Source organism: Chloroflexota bacterium (genome assembly GCA_016875535.1).
Classification (GTDB): Bacteria; Chloroflexota; Dehalococcoidia; order SHYB01; family SHYB01; genus VGPF01.
Genome location: VGPF01000001.1, coordinates 20,726 through 44,404, shown reverse-complemented (window position 1 = coordinate 44,404; position 23,679 = coordinate 20,726). Strand labels below are relative to the sequence as shown.

The following is a 23,679-nucleotide window of genomic DNA, read 5'->3' as shown; positions in this document are numbered from 1 at the left end:
GCAGACGATGGCAGGACGATTGGCAGGCAAAGTGGCGGTGATCACCGGCGGCGCGCGAGGGATCGGCTTCGCCGGAGCGCAGATGTTCCTGAAGGAGGGGGCGAAGGTCGTCATAGCGGATAAGGATCCGGAGGCGAGCGCGAACGCGGAGAAGGAGCTGAAGTCGCTTGGGACGGTGAAGGCCCTCGTCACCAACGTCCGCAACGCGCAGGAGGTGGAGAAGATGGTGAACGAGACCGTCGCCGCCTTCGGCAAGCTGGACATCATGTACAACAACGCCGGGTACTCGATCGTGGAGAAGGTGGGCGCGGCGGAGCTGCCGCTGGAGGTCTGGCACGAGACGCTGGACGTGAACCTGAACGGCTCCTTCTACTGCACGAAGTACGCCCTGCCGCACATGGTGAAGAACGGGCGAGGTTCCATCCTCTATACGGCCTCCGTGGCGCTGGATGGGGCGATCAACTACAACGCCTACGCGACGGCCAAGGGGAGCCTGAAGGCGCTGATGCGCACCATCGCGATGCAGTACCTGCCGCAGCAGGTGCGGGCGAACCTGCTCGTGCCGGGCGGCACGAAGACGGCGCGCATCCAGGCGCGCTTCCAGGACCAGGGCGGCTTTGGGAAATCGTACGAGACGAAGGGCCTGCTGGGCATCAACGACCCGGAGGACATCGCCTACGCGGCGACGTTCCTGGCATCGGACGAATCGCGGCATATCACGGGACAGACGCTGTGGGTGGACTCCGGCTACAACGTCCACTACACGGTGCCGTTCCGATAGGCGAAGGCGACCTAACCCCCTCCCCCTCAGGGAAGAGGGACTGAGGCGGAAGCTTCATGACAGACCAACCATAGACTACGCGAGGCAACCCATGATTACGATGATCACACCAGAGGCATATCTCCTGACGGGCAAGAAGGCCATCGTCACCGGGGGAGGGCAGGGCATCGGCAAGGGGATCGTGGAGGCGCTGACGAACCTAGGCGCGCATGTGGCCGTGGCGGAGATCAACGAGATGACGCGGGAGCAGACGGTGGCCGAGGCGCAGGCGCGCGGGCAGAAGGCCATCGGCGTCTCCGTGGACGTGCGCAGCCAGGCCTCTGTGGAGGCGATGGTGCAGAAGGTGGTGAAGGAGTTCGGGCAGGTTGACCTGCTGGCGAACAACGTGGGCGGGACGGCGGGCGTGGGGCCGCGGCCGATCTACGCGACAACGGAGGAGCAGTGGGAGGCGATCTACGTGATGAACGCCAAGTCCGTCTACCTGGTGACGCGGGCGGTGGCGAACCAGATGATTAAGCAAGGGAAAGGCGGAGCCATCGTCAGCATCGCCTCCATCGGCGGCATGTGGGGGCACGAGAACCTGGCGCTGTACGGCTCCATGAAGGCGGGGCTCATCAATTTGAGTCAATCGCTGAACGGCGAGCTGGGGCGCTACGGCATCCGGGTGAACAGCGTCTCGCCTGGCTCCATCATCACGCCGCTCTCCACGAAGAGCAATGCGCTGCGACCCGACTATATAGATGAGACGATCAAGATGACGCCGCTGGGGCGCAAGGGCCTCCCTGCGAACATCGCGGGGGCGGTGGCCTTCTTGCTTTCGCCCGCCGCGGAGTTCATCAGCGGGCAGAACATCCTAGTGGACGGCGGGCGCGGCTTCCTTGGGCGCTGCCCGGTGCCGAAGTACGTCGAGGGCGCGAGCGCGTAGGGAAGATAGTGTCCCCCTCTCTTTGGTTCTCTCCCGCCGAGGGAGAGAGGGTGAAGAGAGCCAGCGGGGCTCTTTTCACCCACGGGGGATTCAACGAGAACCTGGGCTAGAGGCAAGCTGCTAGCGGAAGGCTAGCGCGGCAGCCCCAGGCCCCGGGTGGCGATAACGTTGCGCTGGACCTCCGAGGTGCCGCCGGCGATGGTGGCCGACCTATCGAAGAGGTAGCGGCGGGGGAAGATGCCGCCCAGGGGCGCGGACGTTGAGCCGGGGGAGAGCTGGCACCACAGGCCTAAGACCTCCATGCCGAGCGCGGAGATGCGCTGGGCGGACTCCGAGAGGAAGAGCTTGGTGATGGAGGTCTCGGCGTTGGGCATCAGGCCCCGGCTCTGCATCCAGCCGATGCGGTAGCACATGTTGCGGCCGACGCGCGCCTCGATCTCCCGCTCGGCGAGCTTGTAGCGGAGCATGTCCCTCCGCTGTTGGGGCAGCCGTTGCCAGACGCCTTGGCTCAAGAAGTCGCGCATGTCATGCAGGCGGCGGAGGTTGGTGGCGGCGCCGGAGATGCCGGAGCGCTCGAAGTCCAGGGCCATGGCGATGATGTACCAGCCCTTGTTCTCCTCGGCGACGCGGTTGCGGACGGGGACGCGGACATCATCGAAGTAGACCTGGTTGAAGTGGTGGCCGCCGGAGATATCGTGGATGGGCTCCACGCGGATGCCGGGGGCGCGCATATCCGTCATGAGGACGGAGATGCCTTTGTGCTTGGGGGCCTTCGCGTCGGTGCGGACCGCGAGCCAGCACCAATCGGCCAGGTGGGCGGAGCTGGTCCAGATCTTGGAGCCGTTCACTACATAGTCGTCGCCATCGCGGACGGCGCGGGTTTCCAGGGCGGCGAGGTCGGAGCCGGTGTTGGGCTCGCTATAGCCGGTGCACCAGTAGACTTCGCCCCTGGAGATGGGGGGCAGGAAGTCCTGCTTCTGGGCGGCTGTACCGGCCTGCATGAGGGCGGGGCCGACCCAGGAGACGCCTGCGCCGCCCAGGGTGGGGACGGAGACGTTGTGGTAGGACATCTCTTCCTTGTAGATGACCTGCTCGATGATGGGCCGGGAGGCGCCGCCGTATTCCTTAGGCCATGCCATGGTGAACCAACCCTTGGCGACGAGCTGCTTGACGAAGGCTTTGGTCCAGGACTTGCCTTCGGGCAGCTCGCGGTCTTTATTGTTATCGCCGTCCCAGCTCTTGGGAAGAGCAGAGGCGAGGAAGGCCTTGACCTCGGCGCGGAAGCGGTCCTGCTCGGGGGTAAAACGCCAGTCCATGGAGGGATTCCTTGAGGAGAAAGGTATGGGGGCATTATAGCCCTGAGCCTGGGTTAGCGACAGTGAATCGCGCCGTACCCGCTTCACCGTTGACACCTGGGACACAGGGCGATAGGGTAAGGGGCGACCCACTATCGGCCTGTAGGCCGTTTTGCGCATGCGAGGGAGCAGATAGGCATGGATTTCAACCTCAGCCAGGAACAAGAGATTCTGCGGAAGGCGGCGCGTGACTTCTTCTCCAAGGAGTCGTCGGGCGCGCTGATCCGAGCGATGGAGCAGGACGAGAAGGGCTATTCGCCGGAGCTGTGGCGCAAGGTGGCCTCGCTGGGCTGGCTGGGCCTGCCGTACCCCGCGGAGCACGGCGGGGCGGACGGATCGTTCCTGGACCTGGCCGTCCTCCTTGAGGAGCTGGGGCGCTCGCTGGCGCCGATCCCGCTCTTCAGCACGGTGGTGCTGGCCGGGTTGCCGATCACCAAGTACGGGTCGGCGGCGCAGAAGAAGGCCTTCCTGCCCGGCCTGGCATCGGGCGAAAGCATCGGAACGTTCGCGATCGCCGAGCCGAGCTCAAGCTATTCGGCGAAGGGGATCAACCTTTCGGCGAAGGCGGCGGGCGGCGGCTACAAGCTCAACGGCACGAAGACGTTCGTGGAGAACGCGAACGTGGCGAATGTGCTGCTGGTGGCGGTGCGCACGAGCAAGGGCAGAACGCCGGAAGAGGGCATCACGGTCTTCATCGTGGACGGGGCTGCGCCCGGAATCACGGTGAACAGGCTGAAGCCGATAAGCCTTGAGAAGCAGTGCGAAGTCGTCTTCAAGAACGTCACGGTGGGGAAGGACCGCATCCTGGGGAAGCCCGGCAAGGGGTGGCCTATCGTGAAGCGGGTGATGCAGTGGGCGATCGCGGGGCAGGCAGTGCTCTCCTTGGGCGGCGGACAGGGCTTGCTGGAGAGCACGGTGGAATATGTGAAGGGGCGCGTGCAGTTCGGGCGGCCGTTGGCGACGCTGCAGGCGGTCCAGCACCACGCGGCGAACATCGTGACGGACGTGGACACGATGCGCCTGATCGCATACGAGGCAGCGTGGCTCCTGAGCGAAGGGCGCACGTGCGACCAAGAGATCGCGATGGCGAAGACGTATGTGGCGAACACGTACACGCGGATGACGCGGACGGCGATCCAGATCCACGGAGGGATCGGCTTCACGAAGGAGATGAACGCCCAGCTCTACTTCCGGCGCGCGAAGGGCTGGGAGCAGCTGTACGGCGGGCCGGACCAGCACAGGGAAGCGGTGGCGCAGAGCCTGGGGTTCTAAAACAGCGAAGCGATTTGCCCCATCCGGGCAATCTGAAGATAATGGCGCAGGCCGGAGGCCGGTAGAGGCCCGGGCGCGCACCAAGGAGTCATACATGGCAGGACCAGCGGTCATCTTTGAGAAGCACAAGGGCGGCTACGCGATCGTCACCATCAACAAGCCGGATGTGCACAACGCCATGGACCAAGAGGTGATGGACGGCTTGAATCAAGCGTGGCGCACGATCCGCGACGACCACGAGATCATCGTGGGGATCGTCACGGGCGCGGGCGAGAAGTCCTTCAGCGCAGGCGGCAACCTGAAGACGTATATCCCGAAGGCGACGGAAGGCAAGATCCGCCGCCGCTTCGATGTGAATTCGACGAACGTGCTGAAGGGCATGGACCTCTACAAGCCCATCATCGCGGCGGTGAACGGCTTCTGCATCGCAGGCGGCATGGAGCTGCTCTGCGGCACGGACATCCGCGTGGCGTCCGAGAACGCCACCTTCGCGGTGGCCGAGGTGCGGTGGGGGCTCTTCCCCGGCGGTGGGACCACGGTGCGCCTGCCGCGCCAGATCCCCTATGTGATGGCGATGGAGTTGCTGCTGGTGGGCGGGAGCGGCGGCCGGGTGACGGCGCAGGACGCGTTGCGCTGCGGCCTGGTGAACAAGGTGGTGCCGCTCAAGGACCTGCTGCCGGCGGCGGTGAACTACGCCGAGCGGATGATTGCCAACGGGCCGCTTTCGCTCCAGGCGATCAAACGCTCCGTGCTGCTGACCCAAGGCGTGCCGACGGACATCGCCTACTACATCGAGTCGCACCATTCGAACGTCTGCTTCAGCAGCGACGACGCGAAGGAGGGCCTGCGGGCCTTCGCGGAGAAGCGCAAAGCCAACTTCAAGATGCAGTAGAGCGAGGCGACCATGCCAGGCCCAGCCGTCATCTTCGAAAAGCGCAAGGGTGGCTACGCCATCGTGACCATCAACAAGCCCGAGGTCCACAATGCGATGGACCAAGAGGTGATGGATGGCCTGGAAGCGGCGTGGAAGACGATCAAAGACGATAACGAGATCATCGTCGGCATCATCACCGGCACGGGCGAGAAGGCCTTCTGCGCCGGGGGCAACCTGAAGACGTTCATCCCGAAGGCGACAGAGGGCAGGCGGTTCACCAAGTTCGATATGGTGGTGCCTGGGGTGCTGAAGGGCATGGACTTCTGGAAGCCGATGATCGCGGCGGTGAACGGCTACTGCATCGCGGGCGGCATGGAGCTGCTCTGCGGCACAGACATCCGCATCGCGTCCGAGAACGCCACCTTCGCGGTGGCCGAGGTGCGGTGGGGGCTCTTCCCCGGCGGCGGAACCACTGTGCGGCTGCCGCGCCAGATTCCGTATGTGATGGCGATGGAGCTGCTGCTGGTGGGCGGGAGCGGCGGGCGCGTGACGGCGCAGGAGGCGCTGCGCTGCGGCCTGGTGAACAGGGTGGTGCCGCTCAAGGACCTGCTGCCGACGGCGGTGAACTACGCCGAGCGGATGATTGCCAACGGTCCCATCTCGCTGCAGGCCATCAAGCGGTCGGTCATGCTGACGCAAGAGGTGCCGACGGACATCGCCTACTACACCGAGTCGCACCATTCGAACGTTTGCTTTACGAGCGACGACGCGAGGGAGGGCCTGCGGGCCTTCGCGGAGAAGCGCAAAGCAAACTTCAAGATGCAATAAGCGGCGCCTGCCACCCGAGTATGCCTGCCACGCAACCGCTTACCGCCCTCGGACATCTCCGCGTCATTGACCTAAGCACGCGCATAGCCGGGAGCTACACGACGAAGTTCCTGGCCGATTTCGGCGCGGAGGTCATCAAGGTCGAGCGGCCCGTGGCCGGAGCGCCGGAGCGCCAGGCGGGGCCGTTCAAGGACGACCACATTGACCCGGAGGCGAGCGGCCAGCACCTCTTCCTCAATACGAACAAGAAGAGCATCACGCTCAATCCCTCCACCGCCACCGGCGCGGAGATCCTGAAATCGCTGGCGAAAGAGGCGGATGTGCTGGTGGAGACGTATGCGCCGGGGACGATGGCCTCCTGGGACCTTTCGTTCGAAGAGCTGGAGGCGGCGAACCCGGACCTGGTCATCGTCTCCATCACGGACTACGGGCAGACAGGCCCCTACAAGGACTACAAAGGGACGGACCTGCTGCACTGGGCCTCTTCCAGCCTGCTTTCCGGCGGCGGCCTCCCCGGGCGCGAGCCGCTGCGGGCGGGCGAAGATGTGGCCGAGCATATGGCGGGGCTTTACGCCGCCGGGACAACGCTGGGCGCGATCTTCGGGCGGGGGCAGTATGGCGGCCAGCGCATAGATATCTCGATACGCGAGGCCTTCATCACGGCCCTGGCGAACCCGACGCTGGGCCTCTTCTACCGCTCAATGCCCCAGGGACGCCGGGGGAACAAATTCCCCATGCCCATCGTGCCGTGCAAGGACGGCTTCATCGGCTTTTACGTGATGCTGCAGCACCAGTGGGAGTATCTGAGCGTCCTGACGGACAAGGTCTGGATGCAGGAGGACGAGCGGTTCGCGACGCCCCTGGCGCGGAACATGAACCCGGACGCCGCGATGGAAGTCCTGGGGCCGTGGTTCAAGGAGCGCGCCGTGGACGAGGTGGTAAAGCTGGGCCAGGAGATGCGCGTGCCGACGGCGCCCGTGGCCAGCGCCGACCGCGTGGCGCGCAACCCGCAGTTCCACGCCCGGGGCTTCTTCGCCGACGTCGGCAACGAGAAGACGGGCAAGGCCGATGCGCCGGGGCGGCCCTTCAACCTCAACGCGACGCCGTGGCGGCTCCGAAGGAAGGCCCCGAAACTAGGCCAGGACAATGAAGAGGTCTACTGCAACCGGCTGGGCTTTTCCAGGGAAGAGATGGTCATCCTCTCCGAGCAGGGCGTGCTGTAAGAGGCGCTATGACACAGGCATACCGACAGAAGCCGCATCTTCCGCTTTCCAACGTCCGCGTGACGGACCTGACGATGTTCTGGGTTGGGCCCTTCTCCACGATGTTCCTGGCGAACCTTGGGGCGCAGGTCATCAAGATCGAATCGGCGAAGCGGTTCGACAGCGTGCGCATCATGGGCGGCGCGCGGGACAAGGACCCCCTGGAGTGGGCGACGGTCTTCAACGGCACGAACGTGAACAAGCTGGGCATCACCCTGGACCTGGACTCCGACGACGGGCGCGAGATCTTGAAGCGCTTCATCGCGGTGAGCGACGTGGTCTCGGAGAACTTCAGCGCGCGGGTGGGCAAGAACCTAGGCATCACGTGGGACTTCGTCCACAAGGCGAACCCCAGCGCGATCATGGTCTCCATGCCGGGCTTCGGCCACGGCGGGCCCTGGGAGAACTACGTGGGCTTCGGGCCGCAGTTCGAGCAGGCCTCCGGCATCACCTATATGAGCGGCTACCCGGACACGACGCCGATGATGCAGGGCGGGATGAGCGATCCCCTGGCCGGCTCCTTCGGCGCGGTGGCGACGCTGATGGCGCTGGAGCACCGGCGCGTGACGGGGCGCGGGCAATACATAGACATGTCCAGCGCGGAGGCCATCACGCACATGACCTCGGCGACGCTGATGGACTACACGATGAACGGGCGCGTGCGCGAGCGGATGGCGAATAAGCATCCGGCGTGGTCGCCCCATGGGGCCTTCCGCTGCAAGGGCGACGACAAGTGGGTGGCGATCGTCTGCAAGGCGGACGAGGAGTTCGCGAAGCTGTGCGACGCGATGGGCCAGCCGCGCCTCAAACACGACCCGCGCTTCGCCGATGTGATCACCCGGTGGGAGAACCAGGATGCTCTGGGGGAGATCATTACCCGGTGGACGAAGGAGCGGACGGGCGCGAAGATCATGGAGGTGCTGCAAGGGCGAGGCGTGATGGCGGCGGACGTGGTGGACTACGCGACGATCCTGGAGGACCCGGCCTTGAAGGCGCGGGACTTCTGGTGGTGGATCCTGCGCCCGGTGAACGGCCCGGAGCCGATGCCCTACTACGGCTTCCCGCCGAAGCTCTCCAAGACGCCGGCTTCGCCGCGCAAGGCGCCGCCGACGATCGGCGAGGACAACGACTTCGTCTTCAGCGAGGTACTCAACCTTTCGCAGGATGAGATCGCGACGCTGAAGGGGCGGAATATCATCGGCACGTCGGTGAAGTTCGGGTAGGCGCGCTTTCCCGCAAGCGGCTGACCGGAGTCCCCCTCTCTTTTATTCTCTCCCGCAGAGGGGAGAGAAGAGGAGCGAAGCAGCATTTCGCTCCTCTACTTGAGCGGATCGTGGATTTTCGCGTTGACACCTTGAACACATCGCGGTAGAGTTGTTCCCTCGGAACAATTGAAGAGCGCATCCGTTCAGGTGTCCCGATGCGGAATCGGGAAGAATAGGGAAGGCGGTGGAATGCCGCCGCGGTTGCGCCACTGTAAGCGGGATGGAGAGCTTCGCGCCACTGTCCGCCTTGGGGCGATGGGAAGGCCGGAGCGACGAGCCCGCAAGCCAGGAGACCTGCCTGAACGGTTTGGCGACTGCTCTCCGCACAGAGAGGGTCCCAGGCTGCAGCGGATTTCCTAGCTGCTAGCGAAAAGTAACCTCTGGCGGAGCGCCGGAGGTTTTTCTTTTGGTCGCAGGGACGCTGCGAAGGGTAGGGGCGTACCGGGAAGCGCGGGTCACGACCCGGCTGGCCTTCGGCGCGCTGTTGCTCTTGCTCCTCCTCATCGCCGTCGGCCTCGTCTCCCTGACGATGGGCCCAGTGAAGATCCCCCTGAGCCACGTGTGGAGCGTCGTCCTCGGCTGGTTCAGCGTTGACGCCTCGGAGGCGACGACGACGGAGCAGCTGGTGATAGAGCAGCTGCGGATGCCGCGGATCATCGCGGGCGCGCTGGTGGGCGCGGCCCTGGGCGCCTCGGGCGCGATGATGCAGGGGCTCTTCCGCAACCCCATGGCCGACCCGGGCATCATCGGCGTCTCATCTGGCGGCGCGGTGGGCGCGGTGCTGGCCATCGCCTTCGGCGCGCACACGGCCTTCTACCTCGCGCTGCCGACCTTCGCCTTCATCGGCGCGCTGGGCGCGGCCTTCCTCGTCTACGGCATCGCCCTGGCGGGCGGGCGCTTCTCCATGGCGACGCTGCTGCTGGCGGGGATCGCCGTTTCATCGTTCCTCGGGGCGATCGTCTCGACCGTGCTGGTGGTGGTGCCACGCAACGACGCCCTGCGCGATATCTTGTTCTGGCTGGCCGGAGGCCTGGACGGGCGGACGTGGGAGCACGTGCGGATCGCCGCGCCGATGATCCTTGGCGGGATGGCGGTGATGCTGGCCTTCGCGCGGGACCTGAATCTCCTGATGCTGGGCGACGACGAGGCGCGCTCCCTGGGCGTGCGGGTGAGCGTTGCGCGGCCGGTCATCATCGCAGCGGCGGCGCTGGCGACGGGGACGGCGGTGGCGGTGGCGGGGATCATCAGCTTCGTCGGGCTTGTGGTGCCGCACATCCTGCGGCTCATCTTCGGCCCGGATAACCGGGTCCTCGTTCCCTTGAGCGCCCTTGGCGGCGCGGTCTTCGTCGTCCTCGCCGATACGCTGGCGCGGACGGTGATCCAGCCCGCGGAGTTCCGCGTCGGCATCCTGACCTCTCTGGTCGGCGCGCCGTTCTTCATCTTTCTGCTCTTGCGCAACAAGCGGCATGCAGATGCCCTATAGAAGGAGACCCGTTCCGTGAAACACCGCATCCTTTTTGCTCTTCTTTTCGCGGTCGCGCTCGTCGTCGCCGCATGCAGCGGCGACAACGGCGGACCGGCGACGCCATCGCCGAGAGGCGCGCCGCCGACCTCACCGCCGCCCCAGGCGGCGAACCCGTTCGCGGGCGTCCCGGCCATCGTGAAGCCGGATAACTTCGGTTGGCCCAGGGAGGTGAAGTCGTCCAGCGGCAGCACCGTTGCGATCAAGGCGAAGCCGGAGCGCATCATCACGCTTTCAGTGGGCCATGACGAGATCGCTTTGGCGCTGGTGCCTACGGGCCGCCTTGTAGCCGTGAGCTCGGCGACGAAGAACGCCGCCTTTTCGAACGTCGCCGACCTGGTGAAGGGCGCGGCGACGATCAGCCGGGAGCCGGAGGCCGTGCTGGCCCAGCGGCCCGATCTCCTCTTCGCCAGCTCGCTCCTGCCCGCGACGCTTGCGGATGCGGTGAGCAAGGCGGGCATCCCGGTGGTGCAGACGGAGCTGAAGAACGATCACCAGGACCGGATCAATCAGATCCTCCTGGCAGGCTACATCTTCGGCGAGGAGAGGCGCGCCCAGGAGTTCGCGCGGGAGGTGGACCAGCGTTTCACCGCGGTGCAGGCCGCCGTGAAGAGCAAACCGGCATCGGCCCGCCAGCGCGTCGGTTCCTACACGCTGTTCAGCGATAAGCTCTACACTGCAGGGAGGCTCTCCACGGAGGGGGCGATCATCGAGAGCGCGGGCGGCATCAATGTGGCGGCGGAGGCTGGCCTGGAGCGCAACCCGGTCATCAGCTATGAGTCGGTGATCACGATGAACCCCGGCGTCATCATCATCGCGCAGCCGCCGGATAGCGGGGAGCCGTTCAAGAAGTCGCTCCTGGCGAATCCCCTGCTCGCCCAAACCCCTGCGGTGAAGAACGGCAGGGTCTACCTGGTGGACTCGCGCTTGTTCACTACGCTTTCGCATTACAACGTGCGCGGTGTTGAGGAGCTGGCGAAGATCCTCTGGCCGTCCGATTTCGCAGGGAAGGAGTTTCCGCCATTCAGCAGACCGGCGCAGTAAAGCCCTGCCCCGTGGTGCGCCAGGCCGGAGGCGCATCCGGCGAAGCGGCGCTTGCCGTCGAAAGCCTCGTCTACGAGGTGGACGGCGCGCGTCTTCTGCACGGCGTCAGCCTGGAGGCGCGGCGCGGAGAGCTTCTGGGCCTTGTGGGCCCCAACGGCGCGGGGAAGTCCACGCTGCTCAGGGCGATGAGCGGCCTGGCGCGGCGCACATCGGGGGAGATTTCGATAGCGGGGCAGGCGATCGAGTCGCTCGCTCCGGCGCGCATGGCGCGAGCGGTAGCCTACGTGGCCCAGGGCGCGCCGAGCACCTTCGGCTTCACGGGGCTTGAGGTGGTGATGATGGGCCGCTACGCGCGCATGGGGCGCTTCGCGGCGGAGGGCGAGCGCGATAGGCGCAAGGCGCAGGAGGCGATGGCGCGCACGGGGACGGAGCAGTTCGCGAACCGCATCGTGGCGACGCTGAGCGGCGGCGAACGGCAGCGCGTCTTCCTGGCGCGCGCATTGGCGCAGGAGGCGCCGATCCTCATCCTCGATGAGCCGACGGCGAACCTGGACGTCCAGCACCAGCTCCACGTGCTGGAGCTGGCGACGGGCCTGGCGCGCGAGGGGATGACGGTCATCGCCGCGATTCACGATCTGCCGCTGGCGGCGCGCTTCTGCCACCGCCTCGTCCTCTTGCACAGGGGGCGCATCCTGGCCGATGGACCTCCGGAGATGGTGCTGACGCCTGCGAATATCGAAGCATCCTTCGGCGTGCGGTCGGTCACCTACCCCGATCCGCTGACGGGCGCGCTGACCCTGAGCCTCCTTGACCCGGCAACGGCGGCGGAGCCGATCGGGAAGGGGATGCGGGTGCATCTTATCTGCGGCGGCGGCTCCGGCGCGCGCCTGATGTACGAGCTGCAGCGCGCGGGCTTCGCCGTGACGGCGTGCGTCCTCGGCTCAGGGGACACGGACCGGCGCGCCGCCGACATCTTGGGCATCCGCTATGTGCCCTCGCCGGCCTTCGGCGGCATCAGCGATGAGGCGCACAAGGCGCATCAGGAGCTGATGGCGGGCGCGGCGGCCGTCGTCATCTGTGAGACGCCCTTCGGCGCGAACAACCTGCGTAACCTCGAGGCGGCACCGCGGGATTCGAAGCTTATCGTGGTGGAGGCGGGCTCTTTCGAGCGGCGCGACTTCACTGGCGGCGCCGCAACGCGCATCTACGAGGCGCTTTCGCCCGCGGCGCGCTGCGCGACGTTCGCGGAGGTGCCGGGAGCGCTGGCACGGAGCATGGCGCCTTGAGCGAGACGACGCGCGACCCGTGGAAATCGCCCGAGGAGCAGGTGACAGCGCCGCGCGTGCGCAAGGGCCTGGTCATCGTGAACACGGGCGACGGCAAGGGGAAGACGACGGCGGCCCTGGGCGTGCTGATGCGCGCCTGGGGGAGGAAGATGCGCGTGCGGATGTTCCAGTTCATCAAGCACACCGGGGCGCAGTACGGCGAGCAGCGCGCCGCAAAGCAGATGGGCGTCACCATCGAGGCGTACGGCGACGGCTTCACCTGGCTTTCCAAAGACAAAGAGCGGACACAGGCCCTCGCGGTGGACCAGTGGCAGCGGTGCAAGGAAGCGATCCTCAAGGGCGAGGAAGACATCATCATCCTGGATGAGTTCACGTACCCGATGCACTTCGGCTGGATCGCCATGAGCGAGGTGCTGGACGTCCTGCGTCGCCGCCCACCCGCGCTGCACGTCATCATCACCGGGCGCCGTGCGCCCCAGGAGCTGATTGACTTCGCCGACCTGGTGACAGAGATGAAAATGCTGAAGCACCCCTATCGCGACCAGGGGATCAAGGCCCAGCAGGGGATCGAGTTCTGATGGCAAGCGGGCGCGCGAGGAGAGCGGCATTGCCGCCGCGCCTGGCGGAGGAGGCGGCGAAAATCGCGTCGCTCGATATCCGGGCGATGGCCTCGGCGCGGGCCAGGCAGGCCAGGCTTACGAAGCCGCCGGGGAGCCTGGGACTGCTGGAGGATGTCTCGATCCGGCTGGCGGGTATCTTCGGGGAAGAGCGGCCGCGTATTCGGCGGAAGACGGTGATCGTGGCCGCTGGCGACCACGGCGTTGTGGCGCAGGGCGTGACGGCCTACCCGCAGGAGATCACCGGGCAGATGGTGCTGAACTTTCTGTCCGGCGGCGCGGCCGTGAGCGTGATGGCGAAGCACGCGGGCGTGCGGCTCGTCGTCGTGGACGCGGGGATCGCGAACGACCTGCCGGAGCACCCGTGGCTGCGTCGCGTTGCCATCGGGAAGGGGACGGGCGATATCGCGCGCGGCCCGGCGATGACCCGCCGCCAGGGGGAGGCCTGTCTGCTGGCGGGCATCGAGCTAGCGAAGAGGGCAGTGGCCGAAGGGGCCGACGCGCTGGGCACGGGCGATATGGGCATCGGCAATACAACGCCATCGAGCGCGATCGCCTCGGTGATGATGGGGAAGGCGCCGACGCTCACAACGGGCAAGGGTACGGGGCGTTCGCCCCAGGAGCTGAGGCGCAAGGCGAAGGTTGTCGCGAAGGCGATCGCGGTGAACCGCCCGGACCGGAGGGATGCGCTCGATGTGCTGGCAAAGGTCGGCGGCTTCGAGATCGGCGTTCTGGCGGGCGTCGTCCTCGGCGCGGCGATCGCCAAGCGGCCCGTCGTCCTCGATGGCTTCATCTCGGGCGCGGCGGCGCTCATCGCCTGCGGCGTTGCGCCTGAGGCGAAGGGCTACTGCATCGCCTCGCACCGCTCCGCCGAGCGCGGGCATCGCATCGTGCTGCGGCACCTCGGCCTTCGGCCGCTGCTCGATCTCGATATGCGCCTCGGCGAAGGAACGGGCGCGGTGCTGGCGATGGGCATCGTGGAGGCGGCGGCCGCCTGCCTGCGTGAGATGGCGACCTTCGCAGAGGCGGGCGTGAGTAATAAGGCCGCGCCATGACGCACCTGCGAGTCGCCGTCAGCTTTCTGACGATCTTGCCCGTCGGGCCGAAGCAGCTTCCCGCGCGACTCGCGCCCTCAGTTCTCTATTTCCCTCTGGTGGGGCTCGTGCTCGGCTGTGCCCTTTGGGGCCTCGACACCGGCCTGCGCGAAGTCTTTCCTAGCGGCCTGTCGTCGGCGATCGTGCTTGTCTTCTTAATCGCCGCGACCCGCGCCTTGCACGTTGACGGTTTCCTGGATTGCTGCGATGCGCTCTTCGGCGCGCACACGCGCGAGCGACGCTTGGAGATCTTGCGCGATCCGCACGTGGGCGCCTTTGCCGTCATCGGCGGCGCGGCGTTGCTCCTGGTGCAATGGTCGTCGCTGGCGGCGCTGCCGGACGCGGTGCGGCCTGAGGTCTTGCTGCTCATGCCTTGTCTCTCGCGGCTGGCGATAGCCGTGGGGATCTTTCGATTCCCGTACGCGAGGAAAGAGGGACTCGGCGCAGCATTCCAGCTCGGGAAGAGCTGGGCGCTGATTCCCGCCGCGCTTGTCCTTCCCCTGGCGGCGGGCGCTCTCCTCGCGGGATGGGCCGGTCTGATCTTCGTCGCGATCGCAATAGGCGTTGCGGTGCTTCTCGGCGCGTGGATAGCGCGACTGCTCGGCGGGCTGACGGGCGATGGCTATGGCGCGATCAACGAAGTGACGATGGTTGCCTTGCTGGCGGCGGCAGCGGCCTTTGTGGAAAGGGCGCCGCAGCTCTTCGATGCGCCTTTGGCGATAGGGTGACGCGATGGAGAGGTGGCTTTGGCCTGGAAATGTCTATCTAGATGCCGGTCTCCTCGGCCTGGCGTTGCTGCTCGATCTTCTCTTGCCGGAGCCTCCCAACGCCGCGCATCCGGTGGCATGGATCGGCAAGGGGACCGCCTTTTGTGAGCGGCGCGCGCCTAAACATGGGAAGCTGAGGCATCTCTGCTATGGCCTGTTGATGGCGATCGGCCTGCCGCTCTTTGTCGCCGTAGCCGTTGGCGCGATAGCCTACGGCCTGCGCGCGCTGAGCCCCATCGCCTACGTGCTCATCGGCGCGTTGCTGCTGCGCGGCGTCTTCACGGTGCGCGGCCTGGGGCGCGCGGGGCGGCAGGTGGAGCGGGACCTGGCCGCAGGCAACATCGCCTGCGCGCGCGAGAGTCTGCGAAGCCTTGTGAGCCGCGAGACAGCGCAGCTCTCTCCCTCCCAGGCGGCCGGCGCGGCTGTGGAGTCGGTGGCGGAGAATACGACGGATAGCTTCATCGCGCCGTGGCTTGCCTTCGGCCTCCTCGGCCTCCCCGGTGCCTTCTTCTACCGCGCGGTGAATACGCTCGATAGCATGATCGGCTACCGGGGGCGATACGAGTGGCTGGGAAAGGCCTCGGCGCGGCTCGATGATGCACTGAACTTCATCCCTGCGCGGGTGAGCGCGATGCTCCTCCTCGCCGCAGGCCTCTTGCGGCGGCTCGATGCGCGCCGCGGCTGGCGCATCATGCGGCGCGACCATGCGCTGACGGCGAGCCCGAATGCCGGGTGGACCATGGGTGCGGCGGCAGGGCTTTTGGGCGTGGCGCTGGAGAAGCAGGGTCACTATCTCCTGGGGGAAGGCCTTCGCGAGCCTAGCGCAGGCGACATCGGTCGCGCGGTCGCGCTGTGCTACGCTGTCGGCCTTCTCGGCGCGGTCGCCGCATGCGGCGTGACCCTGGCCCGCGCCTGCGCGATGGCATAGGAGCGGCATGGCGCAACACGGCAAAGCGGTTGTCCACGGCGGGCTTGATGTGAGCGAGCTGCGCGCGGCGGGCGTTGACCCGCGCGAAGCGCTGGACTTCAGCGCGAGCCTGAATCCCCTGGGCGCGCCCCCGGGGATACGGCGGGCCATCGCGAGGGCGGATATCACGAATTATCCGGACCGGCGTTCGACGGCGCTGGTCGCGGCGCTGGCGGCGCATCTTCACGTGCCGGAAGAGCAGATCCTCCCCGGCAATGGATCTTCAGAGATCATCCACCTGCTTGCGCAGGCCTACCTTCGCCCCGGGGACCGCTTCGCGCTTTTCGCGCCGACCTTCGGCGAATACGAGGGGGCGTGTGCTGCCGCCGGCGGCAGAGCAGTTCGCATCGTGGCGCGAGAGGCCGACGGATTTCTCTGGCGCGCTGAGGAGGCGGTGAAGGCGGTTCGCGCAGCGAGGCCGAAGCTCGTCTTTCTCTGCAATCCGAACAATCCGACTGGCGTGCTCGCGGGCAAAGGCTTTGTGGAGCGTGTCGCTCGCGCTCTGCCCTCTGGAAGTATGCTCGTTCTCGATGAAGCGTACATCGCCTTTGCAGAGGGAGCGTGGAACGCGCTCCCTCTGGTGAAGGGCGGACGTGTAGCCGTGATGCGCTCCATGACGAAGGACTATGGGATCGCCGGGATACGCCTCGGCTATCTGGTCGCTGGGCCGCCGGTGCTTGCACGATTGCGTCCGCGCCAGCCGAGCTGGAGCGTGAGCGGCGTCGCTCAGGAGGCAGGCCTCTATGCGTTGACGCATGGTTGGCATGTCGCGCGCGCCAAGGAAGAGGTACGCAGGGCGAAGGCCTATTTGGCGGGCGAGTTGAAGAGGCTTAGGCTTGCCTATCAGCCGTCCAGCGCTAACTTTTTGCTAGTAAAGGTTGGGGATGCAAGCCACATCCGGGCGCAGCTTCTCAAGAGAGGCATGCTGGTGCGCGATTGCGCGTCCTTCGGCCTGCCGGCATATATAAGGATAGGTATACGCCGCACGGCCGACTGCCGACGATTGGTCGCCGCGCTGAGGGAGGTCGTTCGCCATGGGTAGGTGGCACCTCGTCCGGCACGGGAGGACCTCGTGGAATGCCGATGGGCGATTGCAAGGACATTCCGACACACCCCTTGGCGAGGAGGGGCGGCGGCAGGTCCAGCGGCTCGCCGCGCGACTCAGCGGAAAGCGCTTCACGGCCATCTACGCCAGCGACCTGACGCGCGCCTTCACCACTGCCGAGATCCTTTCGGGCGGTCGTATCGCCCCTGTGCCGGTCCGGGACCTCCGCGAGACGAAGCACGGCGTCTGGGAGGGACTGACCTTCGCTGAGGCCCAGGTGAAGTACCCCGTTGAGTACGCGCGCTTCATGCAATCGCCCGATTCGGGCTTCGCGGCGCCTGGGGGCGAGAGCATTCTCGATGTGTCGCGCCGCGTTTCGGTGGTGATGGAGCGCATCCGCTCTGCACACCGGGAAGAGGACGATCTGCTCATCGTTGGGCACAGCGGCTCCGTGAAAGTGCTGGCCTTTGCGCTCCTGGGGTTGCCGCTGGCCTACTACTGGCGCGTGCGCACGGAGCCGGCGAGCCTCTCCATCATCAACGTGCAGCAGGGCGCGGCGACGCTTGAGCTGTGGAACGATACCTCGCACCTGGAGGAGCGCCATGGCGAGTGAGCGGCGCGCGAAGGTGCTGATGGTGCAGGGCACCACCTCCCATGCCGGCAAGTCTGTGCTGGTCACCGCCCTCTGCAGGAGCTTCGCGCGCCAGGGCTACGCCGTCGCGCCGTTCAAGTCGCAGAACATGTCGCTGAACTCATACGTCACTATCGAAGGAGGCGAGATCGGGCGCGCGCAGGCCGTGCAGGCGGAGGCGGCGATGGCGATCGCGCATGTGGACATGAACCCGATCTTGTTGAAGCCCGAGGGTGAGCGAAAGTCGCAAGTGGTTGTCTTGGGCAGGCCGACGCAGGCCCTGGAGCCCCGCGCCTACTACCAGGAACGGCAGCGATTGTGGCCTATCGTCACGCAAGCGCTGGACCGCCTGCGGCGGGAGTACGACATCGTCGTCATCGAGGGCGCTGGCAGTCCCGCCGAGATCAACTTGCGCGAGCACGAGATCGTGAACATGCGTGTGGCGCGCTATGCAGATGCGCCCATCGTCCTGGTGGGCGATATTGACCGAGGCGGGGTCTTCGCCTCGCTCTACGGCACCGTGGAGCTGCTGCGGCCGGAAGAGCGCGCGCTGGTGCAGGCCCTGGTCATCAACAAGATGCGCGGCGACCATTCGCTGCTCGAGCCCGGCATCGCGGAGCTTCGCGCGCGCACCGGCATCCCCATCGCAGGCGTTCTGCCCTACTTCGCCGACATCCACATCCCGGAGGAAGACTCCCTGGGCCTCGACCCGTCGGCCTCAGGCGGCGCGACGGCCTCTCTGGACATCGCCGTCGTCCGGCTTCCGCACCTCGCGAACTTCGATGACTTCGATCCGTTCCGCCGAGAGCCCGGCGTGCGATTGCGTTTCGTCGCCTCGGCGGCTGAACTCGGCTCGCCCGATCTCATCATCATCCCCGGCTCGAAGACGACGATCGCCGACTTGCACTGGCTGCGCGCCCAGGGGATGGATGAGGCGATTATCGGACGGAGGAGAGCCGGGACGCCTATCGTGGGAATCTGCGGCGGCTACCAGATGCTCGGCAGGCGCATCCTCGACCCGAAAGGCGTGGAGTCGCCGCTTTCTGAGGCGGATGGCCTCGGGCTGCTGCCGCATACGACTATCTTCGAGTTGGAGAAGGCGACGCACCAGGTGCAGGCCGTGGTGCGCGAGCGGCGGGGACTGCTCTCCCTGTGCGGCGACGAAGCGATCACGGGCTATGAGATCCATATGGGGCAGACCGGACCTGCCGATGCCGGCGCGCCCTTCGCCTTCACGCGCCGCTCTGGACGGGCGGTTGCGCTAGGCGATGGGCAGCTTGATGCCGAAGGACTGACGCTGGGAAGCTATATGCACGGCCTCTTCCACAATGCCGGGCTGCGCCGCGCGCTCCTTCGCAGGCTCGCCCAGGGAAAGGGCGTCGCGCTACCCGGAGGCGCGCGCGAGTTCGACCAGGACAAGGAGTACGACCGCTTGGCCGACTTTGTGGAGCGGCACCTGGACATGACGCTGATCCGCCGCATCGCCGGGCTGGAGCGAGTCTCCGTATGAAGGGCAGGCTCATCCTCATCACCGGCGGCGCGCGCTCGGGCAAAAGCTCCTTCGCGGAACAGCTTGCGGCCCGGGGCGGAAACGTTTTCTTTGTCGCCACGGCCCAGGCGCGGGACGGCGAGATGAAGCGCCGCATCGCGGCGCACAAGCGCGCCCGCCCGAGGGGATGGCGGACGCTGGAAGAGCCCCTCGCGATTGCAGATGCTCTGGAGAAGCGCGCGCGCGGCTGCGATACGATCCTTCTCGACTGCCTAACACTTTGGGTGAGCAATCATCTGCTCAATGAGAAGAGCCTTGCGAAGACTGAGGCCCGGCTGCTCGCCGAAACGGAGCGACTGCTGGATCTGATAGCACAGAGTCGCGCCACATGGATCGTCGTCACCAATGAGGTCGGCCTGGGCGTTGTGCCGCCGACGAGGCTGGGCCGCCGCTATCGCGATCTGCTGGGCAAGGTGAACCAGCGATTCGCCGCCCGCGCCGATAGGGTCTACTTAATGGTCGCTGGGCTGGCCCTGGACGTGAAGGCGGCGGGCGGCAGGCCCTTCGCCGAAGTCGCAGCGCACCGAGGCGGGCGATGACGATCCCAGAGATGGCGAAGCGGCTTGGCGGCGCAGTCGCCGTTGCCAGAGTGCCCGGGACCTGCGGCGAGCTTGTGCAGGGCATCATTGATGGACGTCACTTCCATGTCACCTGTCCCATTGATCTCTATTCCACGACGCGCATCGCCATCTCCCCCGGCGCAGGCCGCATCTCCGCCCCCGCCGATTGCCCGAAGGCTCGCCGCGCGGCGGAGGCGACACTCGCTCACCTGGGCAGACGCGATGTTGACGCGGCCCTCGCCATCGAAAGCGCGCTTCCTAGGGGAAAGGGGATGGCGAGCAGCACCGCCGACGTGGTCGGCGCCATCGAAGCGACGGCCTCCGCCCTCTCCGCGCGCCTCTCCGCGCGCCAGGTCGCCGCGCTCGCCCTCGCCATCGAGCCGAGCGATGGCCTGATGGTTGAGGGCATCGCCCTCTTCGACCATCGCCAGGGCTCCCTGATGGAGAGCCTTGGCGCGCCCCCGCCGATGGGCATCCTCGTCCTCGATTTCGGCGGCGAAGTAGACACCCTCGCCTTCAATGCCGTTGACCGCATGCCGCAGCTTGCGGCGCGGGAGGCGCAGTGGCGCACGGCGCTCTCCCTGGTGCGCGAAGGCCTGCGGCGCTCCGACGCCGCGCTCATCGCGCGCGGGGCCACCCTGAGCGCGACGGCGCATCAGGAGATTTCCCCCAACCCGTACTTCGCGCAAGCGAAGGCCTTTAGCGAGAGGATAGGGGCGCTCGGCCTTTGCATCGCCCACAGCGGCACGGTGATCGGCCTCCTCTTCGCGGGCGGGCGTGACCCTGCGGCGGTCGAGGTCGAGGCGCGAGAGCGGCTTCCCGCGCTGGAGCGGGCGTTCGCCACGCGGCTCATCGGCGCACCGAGCGCGGAGGGCGCTACGGCGTCGTGATGATCATCCCGCCATCGGCGACGATGGTTGCCCCGGTGATGTAGGACGACATCGGCGAGGCGAGGAAGAGGACGATAGAGGCGATCTCATCGGCCTCGCCGAAGCGCCCCAGCGGCAGGCTCTTGGACCGCTCCGGCTTCAAGTTCGCTTCGATAATGGGCGTGCGGATGACCCCGGGCGCGATGCTGTTCACGCGGATGTTGTCTTTGCCGTGCTCCGCCGCCAGGGTGCGCGTCAGCTGCATCATCCCGGCCTTGGCCGCGCCGTAGGCCGCCATCCCAGGCGAGACGCGCAGGCCGCCGACGGAGGAGATGTTCACGATGCTGCCGCCGCGCCCTTGCGCCACCATCGTCTTGAGGACTGCCCGGGAGAGGAGAAAGACATAGCGCAGATTCAAGTTCACCACGGAATCCCACGCCTCGTCGGTCCATTCGGTCGTCGGCGTATAGGTGAACTTCGACATGCCCCCAGCCACGTTTACCAGCACATCAATGCCGCCGTGCTTTTCCACAGCCTCTTTGACCAGGGCATCCACGTCCGCCTTCTCGCGCAGGTCGGCGCGCAAGGCGAAGGCGGTGCCGCCTTCCTTCGCGATGCGCCTGCCCACGTCCACGGCGCGCGCCTGGTTGTAGTCCGCGACGAGCACCTTCGCGCCTGCTTGGGCTAAGGCAAAGGCGCTTGCTTCGCCCATGCCGCGCCCGCCGCCTGCCACGATCGCCGTCTTGCCCTTGAGAGAGAGCTTTGCGAGGTAGTCCATCGTTGCTCCAGGAGCCTTGCTTCTCAAAGGCATTCTAGAAGTCGCGCTCTTTTGTGTCCACGAGCCCGACGATTGGAGAGTTGCTTAAGAAGGGGCGTTTATATCTGGAGAGAATAGTTAGCTGACACTAACGTAAGTATATGCTAACGTGTGCTCCGCCTTATGGAGCATGCCTTGCACGCCATCGCCGAACCGAATCGAAGGGAGATCTTGCGGCTCGTCAAAGACCGCGAGCGCTCCGCAGGGGAGATCGCGGCCTTCTTCGACCTGACGCGCCCGGCAATCTCACAGCATCTGCAGGTGCTTGCGAACGCCGGGCTGGTGACGGTGCGAAAGGAAGGAACGCGGCGCATGTATAGGGCAAGGCCCGAAGGACTCGAAGGATTGCGCGAATATATCGAGGAGTTCTGGATCGAACGATTGACGATGCTCAAAGAGGCGGCCGAAGAAGAAGAAAGGAGCAAGCAGGATGCCGAAGGTCGGTGAGGCGAAGGCGATCGAGATGGAGGTCCGCATCAAGGCGAAGCCGGAGACGATCTTCCAGCTTCTGACGGACCCGAAGAAGTACCACAAGTGGAAGGGAAACAGGGCTGAGCTCGACCCGCGCCCGTGCGGGATCTACCGCGTGATCTTCAACGAGCGCGATGTGGCGAAGGGCGAATACGTTGAAGTGGTGCCGAACAAGCGTGTCGTCTTCACGTGGGGCTGGGAGGCGGCGGACAATCCGATCCGCCCCGGCTCATCGCGGGTGGAGATTGACCTTATCCCCCAGGGGAGCGAGACGCTGGTGAAGCTGCGGCACACGGGCCTTCCCGAGCCGGCCATGGCGCCGCACAAGGAAGGCTGGACGATGTACCTCAACCGCCTGGCCGTTGCCGCCACGGGAGGCGACCCGGGCCTGGACCCCAACCACAAGCCCAGGCAGATGTAACGTTCTCAAAAACATCCCGTAGCGGGGCCGGCCTCAGGCCTGCCCGAAAAAAGGAGCGCGATGGCGAATCCCGTTGTTTGGTTCGAAGTGCAGGCGAAGGATGCGAAGAAGACGCAGGCCTTCTTCGCGAAGGTCTTCGATTGGAAGTACACCTTCCACAAGGAGATGAACTACACAGAGGTGAAGGCGGGCAAGGGCGGCATTGATGGAGGCATCGGGCAAACGATGGACGGCGCGCCCGCCATGGTCACCTTCTACGTGCAGGTTGACGACCCGGACGCCTACCTCGCCAAGGCCAAGAACGCCGGCGGCAAGGTCCTGATGAAGACGATGGCCGTCCCCGGCGGCCCCACCATCGCGATGTTCGCGACGCCCGGAGGACAGGCGATCGGCCTTATCAAGACCGGTTCGATGCAGTAGCGAGCGAGGGATTCGCCCAAGGAAGCATGCACGCGCCGCCTCCGCGCCCGCGCGGAGGCGGCGCGCATCCCGGGAGGTTGTATGCCTATTGATGTCTCTGCAACAGCGCTCATCCGCCGCCCGGCGGCCGCTGTGGCCGCCTATGCCACGGACCCCGAGCGGGAGCGCGACTGGATAGCGGGGATCAAGGAGTCGAAGAAGCGCACGCCTGGGCCCGTGGCCAAGGGGATGCAGGTGGAGCGCATCGCCTATTTCATGGGCAAGCGCGTGGACTATATCCTCGAAGTCGCCGACTATCAGCCTGAACGGGTTCTGGACATGCGATCGGTGAAGAGCCCCTTCCCCATGCGCGTCACGTATACCTTCGAGCCTGCGGATGGAGGGACGCGGGCGAGGATCCGCATCCGGGGCGGCATGACCGGCTTCGTCGCCTGGCTGACACGCCCGCTCATGGCCATGATGGTGAAGCGCAACATCACCAGAGACCTTAAGCAGCTCAAGGCCAATCTCGAGGCGAACCAAGGCGGATAACCGCGCGGCTCAGTGCTATACTTACTCATCGGCGTCCCGGTCACGGGACGCCGATTCCACGAGGAGGACTTGTGAAAGCACTGAAGAAGTTCGGCATGATCCTTGGGGTGGCGATGCTCGCGGCGGCGCTGCTGCTCGTCACCACGGGCGCGAAGGAGAAAAAGCAGACGGCGAAGGTGACGCTGAGTGAGTTCAAAATCGCTTCCGCGAAGACCACCTTCGTCCCAGGCAGCATCGAGTTCGATGCGAAGAACGCGGGGAAGATCCCCCACGAGCTTGCCATCGTGAAGACGGACCTGGCCGCGAATGGCCTGCCCACTGCCAACGGCAAGGCGGACGAGTCCAAAGTTACGGTCATCGGGCGCATCAACGAGAACAGCCTCAAGAAGGGCAAGTCCAAAAAGCAGACCTTCAAGCTGGATGCGGGCAAGTACCTACTGATCTGCAACCTGGTGGGCCACTACCAGGGCGGCATGGCGGCGGCCATCGAAGTGAAATAGCGGTAC

26 protein-coding genes and 1 riboswitch are annotated in these 23,679 nt (G+C 66.1%); of the genes, 24 read left to right on the top strand and 2 right to left on the bottom strand.

The window, feature by feature from the left end:
• Positions 1–7 precede the first annotated feature (7 nt).
• Both FJ039_00225 and FJ039_00220 read left to right on the top strand, forming a co-directional pair.
• Positions 8–781 carry an SDR family oxidoreductase gene (locus FJ039_00225; GenBank protein MBM4404602.1) on the top strand — a complete coding sequence of 258 codons (774 nt, stop codon included), beginning with the start codon at positions 8–10 and terminating at the stop codon, positions 779–781.
• A gap of 91 nt (positions 782–872) precedes the next feature.
• Complete coding sequence (locus tag FJ039_00220) at positions 873–1,706, top strand: glucose 1-dehydrogenase (GenBank protein ID MBM4404601.1); 834 nt, start codon at positions 873–875, stop codon at positions 1,704–1,706.
• A gap of 131 nt (positions 1,707–1,837) precedes the next feature.
• On the opposite strand, the gene FJ039_00215 is transcribed toward FJ039_00220, so the two are convergent.
• Positions 1,838–3,181, bottom strand: coding sequence for an acyl-CoA dehydrogenase (locus tag FJ039_00215; GenBank protein ID MBM4404600.1), 1,344 nt, complete (start codon positions 3,179–3,181; stop codon positions 1,838–1,840).
• Between the two features lie 18 nt (positions 3,182–3,199).
• On the opposite strand from FJ039_00215, the gene FJ039_00210 reads away from it, so the two are divergent.
• The 17 genes from FJ039_00210 to FJ039_00130 all read left to right on the top strand — a co-directional run bounded on the left by FJ039_00210 (position 3,200) and on the right by FJ039_00130 (position 20,534).
• Positions 3,200–4,333 (top strand): acyl-CoA dehydrogenase, encoded by a 1,134-nt coding sequence (locus FJ039_00210; protein ID MBM4404599.1) that lies wholly within the window; start codon positions 3,200–3,202, stop codon positions 4,331–4,333.
• A 94-nt stretch (positions 4,334–4,427) separates the two neighbouring features.
• A complete protein-coding gene (locus tag FJ039_00205; GenBank protein ID MBM4404598.1) occupies positions 4,428–5,225 on the top strand; it encodes a crotonase/enoyl-CoA hydratase family protein in 798 nt (265 codons plus the stop codon).
• 12 nt (positions 5,226–5,237) lie between these two features.
• Positions 5,238–6,035, top strand: a complete 798-nt coding sequence (locus FJ039_00200) for a crotonase/enoyl-CoA hydratase family protein (GenBank protein MBM4404597.1) — start codon at positions 5,238–5,240, stop codon at positions 6,033–6,035.
• Between the two features lie 20 nt (positions 6,036–6,055).
• Positions 6,056–7,258, top strand: coding sequence for a CoA transferase (locus tag FJ039_00195; GenBank protein MBM4404596.1), 1,203 nt, complete (start codon positions 6,056–6,058; stop codon positions 7,256–7,258).
• Positions 7,259–7,266: 8 nt separating this feature from the next.
• On the top strand, positions 7,267–8,520 hold the full coding sequence (locus FJ039_00190; GenBank protein ID MBM4404595.1) for a CoA transferase: 1,254 nt from the start codon (positions 7,267–7,269) through the stop codon (positions 8,518–8,520).
• A 170-nt stretch (positions 8,521–8,690) separates the two neighbouring features.
• A riboswitch (cobalamin riboswitch) is annotated at positions 8,691–8,879 on the top strand.
• Between the two features lie 212 nt (positions 8,880–9,091).
• The gene (locus FJ039_00185; protein ID MBM4404594.1) at positions 9,092–10,045 is read left to right on the top strand and encodes an iron chelate uptake ABC transporter family permease subunit; all 954 of its coding nucleotides are present in this window, start codon (positions 9,092–9,094) and stop codon (positions 10,043–10,045) included.
• 15 nt (positions 10,046–10,060) lie between these two features.
• Positions 10,061–11,128 carry an ABC transporter substrate-binding protein gene (locus FJ039_00180; GenBank protein ID MBM4404593.1) on the top strand — a complete coding sequence of 356 codons (1,068 nt, stop codon included), beginning with the start codon at positions 10,061–10,063 and terminating at the stop codon, positions 11,126–11,128.
• The gene (locus tag FJ039_00175) at positions 11,071–12,414 is read left to right on the top strand and encodes an ABC transporter ATP-binding protein (GenBank protein MBM4404592.1); all 1,344 of its coding nucleotides are present in this window, start codon (positions 11,071–11,073) and stop codon (positions 12,412–12,414) included. Before FJ039_00180 ends, FJ039_00175 begins: the two co-directional genes overlap by 58 nt.
• The gene (gene cobO, locus FJ039_00170; GenBank protein MBM4404591.1) at positions 12,411–12,992 is read left to right on the top strand and encodes a cob(I)yrinic acid a,c-diamide adenosyltransferase; all 582 of its coding nucleotides are present in this window, start codon (positions 12,411–12,413) and stop codon (positions 12,990–12,992) included. Before FJ039_00175 ends, cobO begins: the two co-directional genes overlap by 4 nt.
• Positions 12,992–14,086, top strand: a complete 1,095-nt coding sequence (cobT, locus tag FJ039_00165) for a nicotinate-nucleotide--dimethylbenzimidazole phosphoribosyltransferase (GenBank protein MBM4404590.1) — start codon at positions 12,992–12,994, stop codon at positions 14,084–14,086. Before cobO ends, cobT begins: the two co-directional genes overlap by 1 nt.
• Positions 14,083–14,853 carry an adenosylcobinamide-GDP ribazoletransferase gene (cobS, locus tag FJ039_00160; GenBank protein ID MBM4404589.1) on the top strand — a complete coding sequence of 257 codons (771 nt, stop codon included), beginning with the start codon at positions 14,083–14,085 and terminating at the stop codon, positions 14,851–14,853. The genes cobT and cobS overlap by 4 nt, the downstream gene beginning before the upstream one ends.
• A 4-nt stretch (positions 14,854–14,857) precedes the next feature.
• Positions 14,858–15,820: a cobalamin biosynthesis protein CobD gene (gene cobD / locus FJ039_00155; protein MBM4404588.1), complete on the top strand. Its 963-nt coding sequence runs from the start codon at positions 14,858–14,860 to the stop codon at positions 15,818–15,820.
• Between the two features lie 7 nt (positions 15,821–15,827).
• Positions 15,828–16,901, top strand: a complete 1,074-nt coding sequence (locus tag FJ039_00150; protein ID MBM4404587.1) for a histidinol-phosphate aminotransferase family protein — start codon at positions 15,828–15,830, stop codon at positions 16,899–16,901.
• Positions 16,894–17,517, top strand: a complete 624-nt coding sequence (locus FJ039_00145) for a histidine phosphatase family protein (protein MBM4404586.1) — start codon at positions 16,894–16,896, stop codon at positions 17,515–17,517. The genes FJ039_00150 and FJ039_00145 overlap by 8 nt, the downstream gene beginning before the upstream one ends.
• Positions 17,507–19,045: a cobyric acid synthase gene (locus FJ039_00140; protein MBM4404585.1), complete on the top strand. Its 1,539-nt coding sequence runs from the start codon at positions 17,507–17,509 to the stop codon at positions 19,043–19,045. Before FJ039_00145 ends, FJ039_00140 begins: the two co-directional genes overlap by 11 nt.
• Positions 19,042–19,623: a bifunctional adenosylcobinamide kinase/adenosylcobinamide-phosphate guanylyltransferase gene (cobU, locus tag FJ039_00135; protein MBM4404584.1), complete on the top strand. Its 582-nt coding sequence runs from the start codon at positions 19,042–19,044 to the stop codon at positions 19,621–19,623. The genes FJ039_00140 and cobU overlap by 4 nt, the downstream gene beginning before the upstream one ends.
• Positions 19,620–20,534 (top strand): GHMP kinase, encoded by a 915-nt coding sequence (locus tag FJ039_00130; protein MBM4404583.1) that lies wholly within the window; start codon positions 19,620–19,622, stop codon positions 20,532–20,534. Before cobU ends, FJ039_00130 begins: the two co-directional genes overlap by 4 nt.
• Here the strand turns inward: FJ039_00130 and FJ039_00125 are convergent.
• Complete coding sequence (locus FJ039_00125; GenBank protein ID MBM4404582.1) at positions 20,521–21,324, bottom strand: SDR family oxidoreductase; 804 nt, start codon at positions 21,322–21,324, stop codon at positions 20,521–20,523. The genes FJ039_00130 and FJ039_00125 overlap by 14 nt on opposite strands.
• Before the next feature lie 129 nt (positions 21,325–21,453).
• On the opposite strand from FJ039_00125, the gene FJ039_00120 reads away from it, so the two are divergent.
• The 5 genes from FJ039_00120 to FJ039_00100 all read left to right on the top strand — a co-directional run bounded on the left by FJ039_00120 (position 21,454) and on the right by FJ039_00100 (position 23,673).
• Positions 21,454–21,777 (top strand): winged helix-turn-helix transcriptional regulator, encoded by a 324-nt coding sequence (locus FJ039_00120; protein ID MBM4404581.1) that lies wholly within the window; start codon positions 21,454–21,456, stop codon positions 21,775–21,777.
• A gap of 16 nt (positions 21,778–21,793) precedes the next feature.
• Positions 21,794–22,222 (top strand): hypothetical protein, encoded by a 429-nt coding sequence (locus tag FJ039_00115; protein ID MBM4404580.1) that lies wholly within the window; start codon positions 21,794–21,796, stop codon positions 22,220–22,222.
• 60 nt (positions 22,223–22,282) lie between these two features.
• On the top strand, positions 22,283–22,642 hold the full coding sequence (locus FJ039_00110; protein ID MBM4404579.1) for a VOC family protein: 360 nt from the start codon (positions 22,283–22,285) through the stop codon (positions 22,640–22,642).
• An 81-nt stretch (positions 22,643–22,723) separates the two neighbouring features.
• On the top strand, positions 22,724–23,173 hold the full coding sequence (locus FJ039_00105; protein ID MBM4404578.1) for a hypothetical protein: 450 nt from the start codon (positions 22,724–22,726) through the stop codon (positions 23,171–23,173).
• Positions 23,174–23,244: 71 nt separating this feature from the next.
• Complete coding sequence (locus FJ039_00100) at positions 23,245–23,673, top strand: hypothetical protein (GenBank protein MBM4404577.1); 429 nt, start codon at positions 23,245–23,247, stop codon at positions 23,671–23,673.
• Positions 23,674–23,679: the final 6 nt, after the last annotated feature.

Bases quoted from the DNA above. Each gene is read 5' to 3' on its own strand.
- FJ039_00225 (MBM4404602.1), top strand. From the start codon at position 8: ATGGCAGGACGATTGGCAGGCAAAGTGGCGGTGATCACCGGCGGCGCG.
- FJ039_00220 (MBM4404601.1), top strand. From the start codon at position 873: ATGATTACGATGATCACACCAGAGGCATATCTCCTGACGGGCAAGAAG.
- FJ039_00215 (MBM4404600.1), bottom strand. From the start codon at position 3,181: ATGCGCAAAACGGCCTACAGGCCGATAGTGGGTCGCCCCTTACCCTAT.
- FJ039_00210 (MBM4404599.1), top strand. From the start codon at position 3,200: ATGGATTTCAACCTCAGCCAGGAACAAGAGATTCTGCGGAAGGCGGCG.
- FJ039_00205 (MBM4404598.1), top strand. From the start codon at position 4,428: ATGGCAGGACCAGCGGTCATCTTTGAGAAGCACAAGGGCGGCTACGCG.
- FJ039_00200 (MBM4404597.1), top strand. From the start codon at position 5,238: ATGCCAGGCCCAGCCGTCATCTTCGAAAAGCGCAAGGGTGGCTACGCC.
- FJ039_00195 (MBM4404596.1), top strand. From the start codon at position 6,056: ATGCCTGCCACGCAACCGCTTACCGCCCTCGGACATCTCCGCGTCATT.
- FJ039_00190 (MBM4404595.1), top strand. From the start codon at position 7,267: ATGACACAGGCATACCGACAGAAGCCGCATCTTCCGCTTTCCAACGTC.
- FJ039_00185 (MBM4404594.1), top strand. From the start codon at position 9,092: ATGGGCCCAGTGAAGATCCCCCTGAGCCACGTGTGGAGCGTCGTCCTC.
- cobT (MBM4404590.1), top strand. From the start codon at position 12,992: ATGGCAAGCGGGCGCGCGAGGAGAGCGGCATTGCCGCCGCGCCTGGCG.
- cobS (MBM4404589.1), top strand. From the start codon at position 14,083: ATGACGCACCTGCGAGTCGCCGTCAGCTTTCTGACGATCTTGCCCGTC.
- cobD (MBM4404588.1), top strand. From the start codon at position 14,858: ATGGAGAGGTGGCTTTGGCCTGGAAATGTCTATCTAGATGCCGGTCTC.
- FJ039_00150 (MBM4404587.1), top strand. From the start codon at position 15,828: ATGGCGCAACACGGCAAAGCGGTTGTCCACGGCGGGCTTGATGTGAGC.
- FJ039_00145 (MBM4404586.1), top strand. From the start codon at position 16,894: ATGGGTAGGTGGCACCTCGTCCGGCACGGGAGGACCTCGTGGAATGCC.
- FJ039_00140 (MBM4404585.1), top strand. From the start codon at position 17,507: ATGGCGAGTGAGCGGCGCGCGAAGGTGCTGATGGTGCAGGGCACCACC.
- cobU (MBM4404584.1), top strand. From the start codon at position 19,042: ATGAAGGGCAGGCTCATCCTCATCACCGGCGGCGCGCGCTCGGGCAAA.
- FJ039_00130 (MBM4404583.1), top strand. From the start codon at position 19,620: ATGACGATCCCAGAGATGGCGAAGCGGCTTGGCGGCGCAGTCGCCGTT.
- FJ039_00125 (MBM4404582.1), bottom strand. From the start codon at position 21,324: ATGCCTTTGAGAAGCAAGGCTCCTGGAGCAACGATGGACTACCTCGCA.
- FJ039_00120 (MBM4404581.1), top strand. From the start codon at position 21,454: ATGGAGCATGCCTTGCACGCCATCGCCGAACCGAATCGAAGGGAGATC.
- FJ039_00115 (MBM4404580.1), top strand. From the start codon at position 21,794: ATGGAGGTCCGCATCAAGGCGAAGCCGGAGACGATCTTCCAGCTTCTG.
- FJ039_00110 (MBM4404579.1), top strand. From the start codon at position 22,283: ATGGCGAATCCCGTTGTTTGGTTCGAAGTGCAGGCGAAGGATGCGAAG.
- FJ039_00105 (MBM4404578.1), top strand. From the start codon at position 22,724: ATGCCTATTGATGTCTCTGCAACAGCGCTCATCCGCCGCCCGGCGGCC.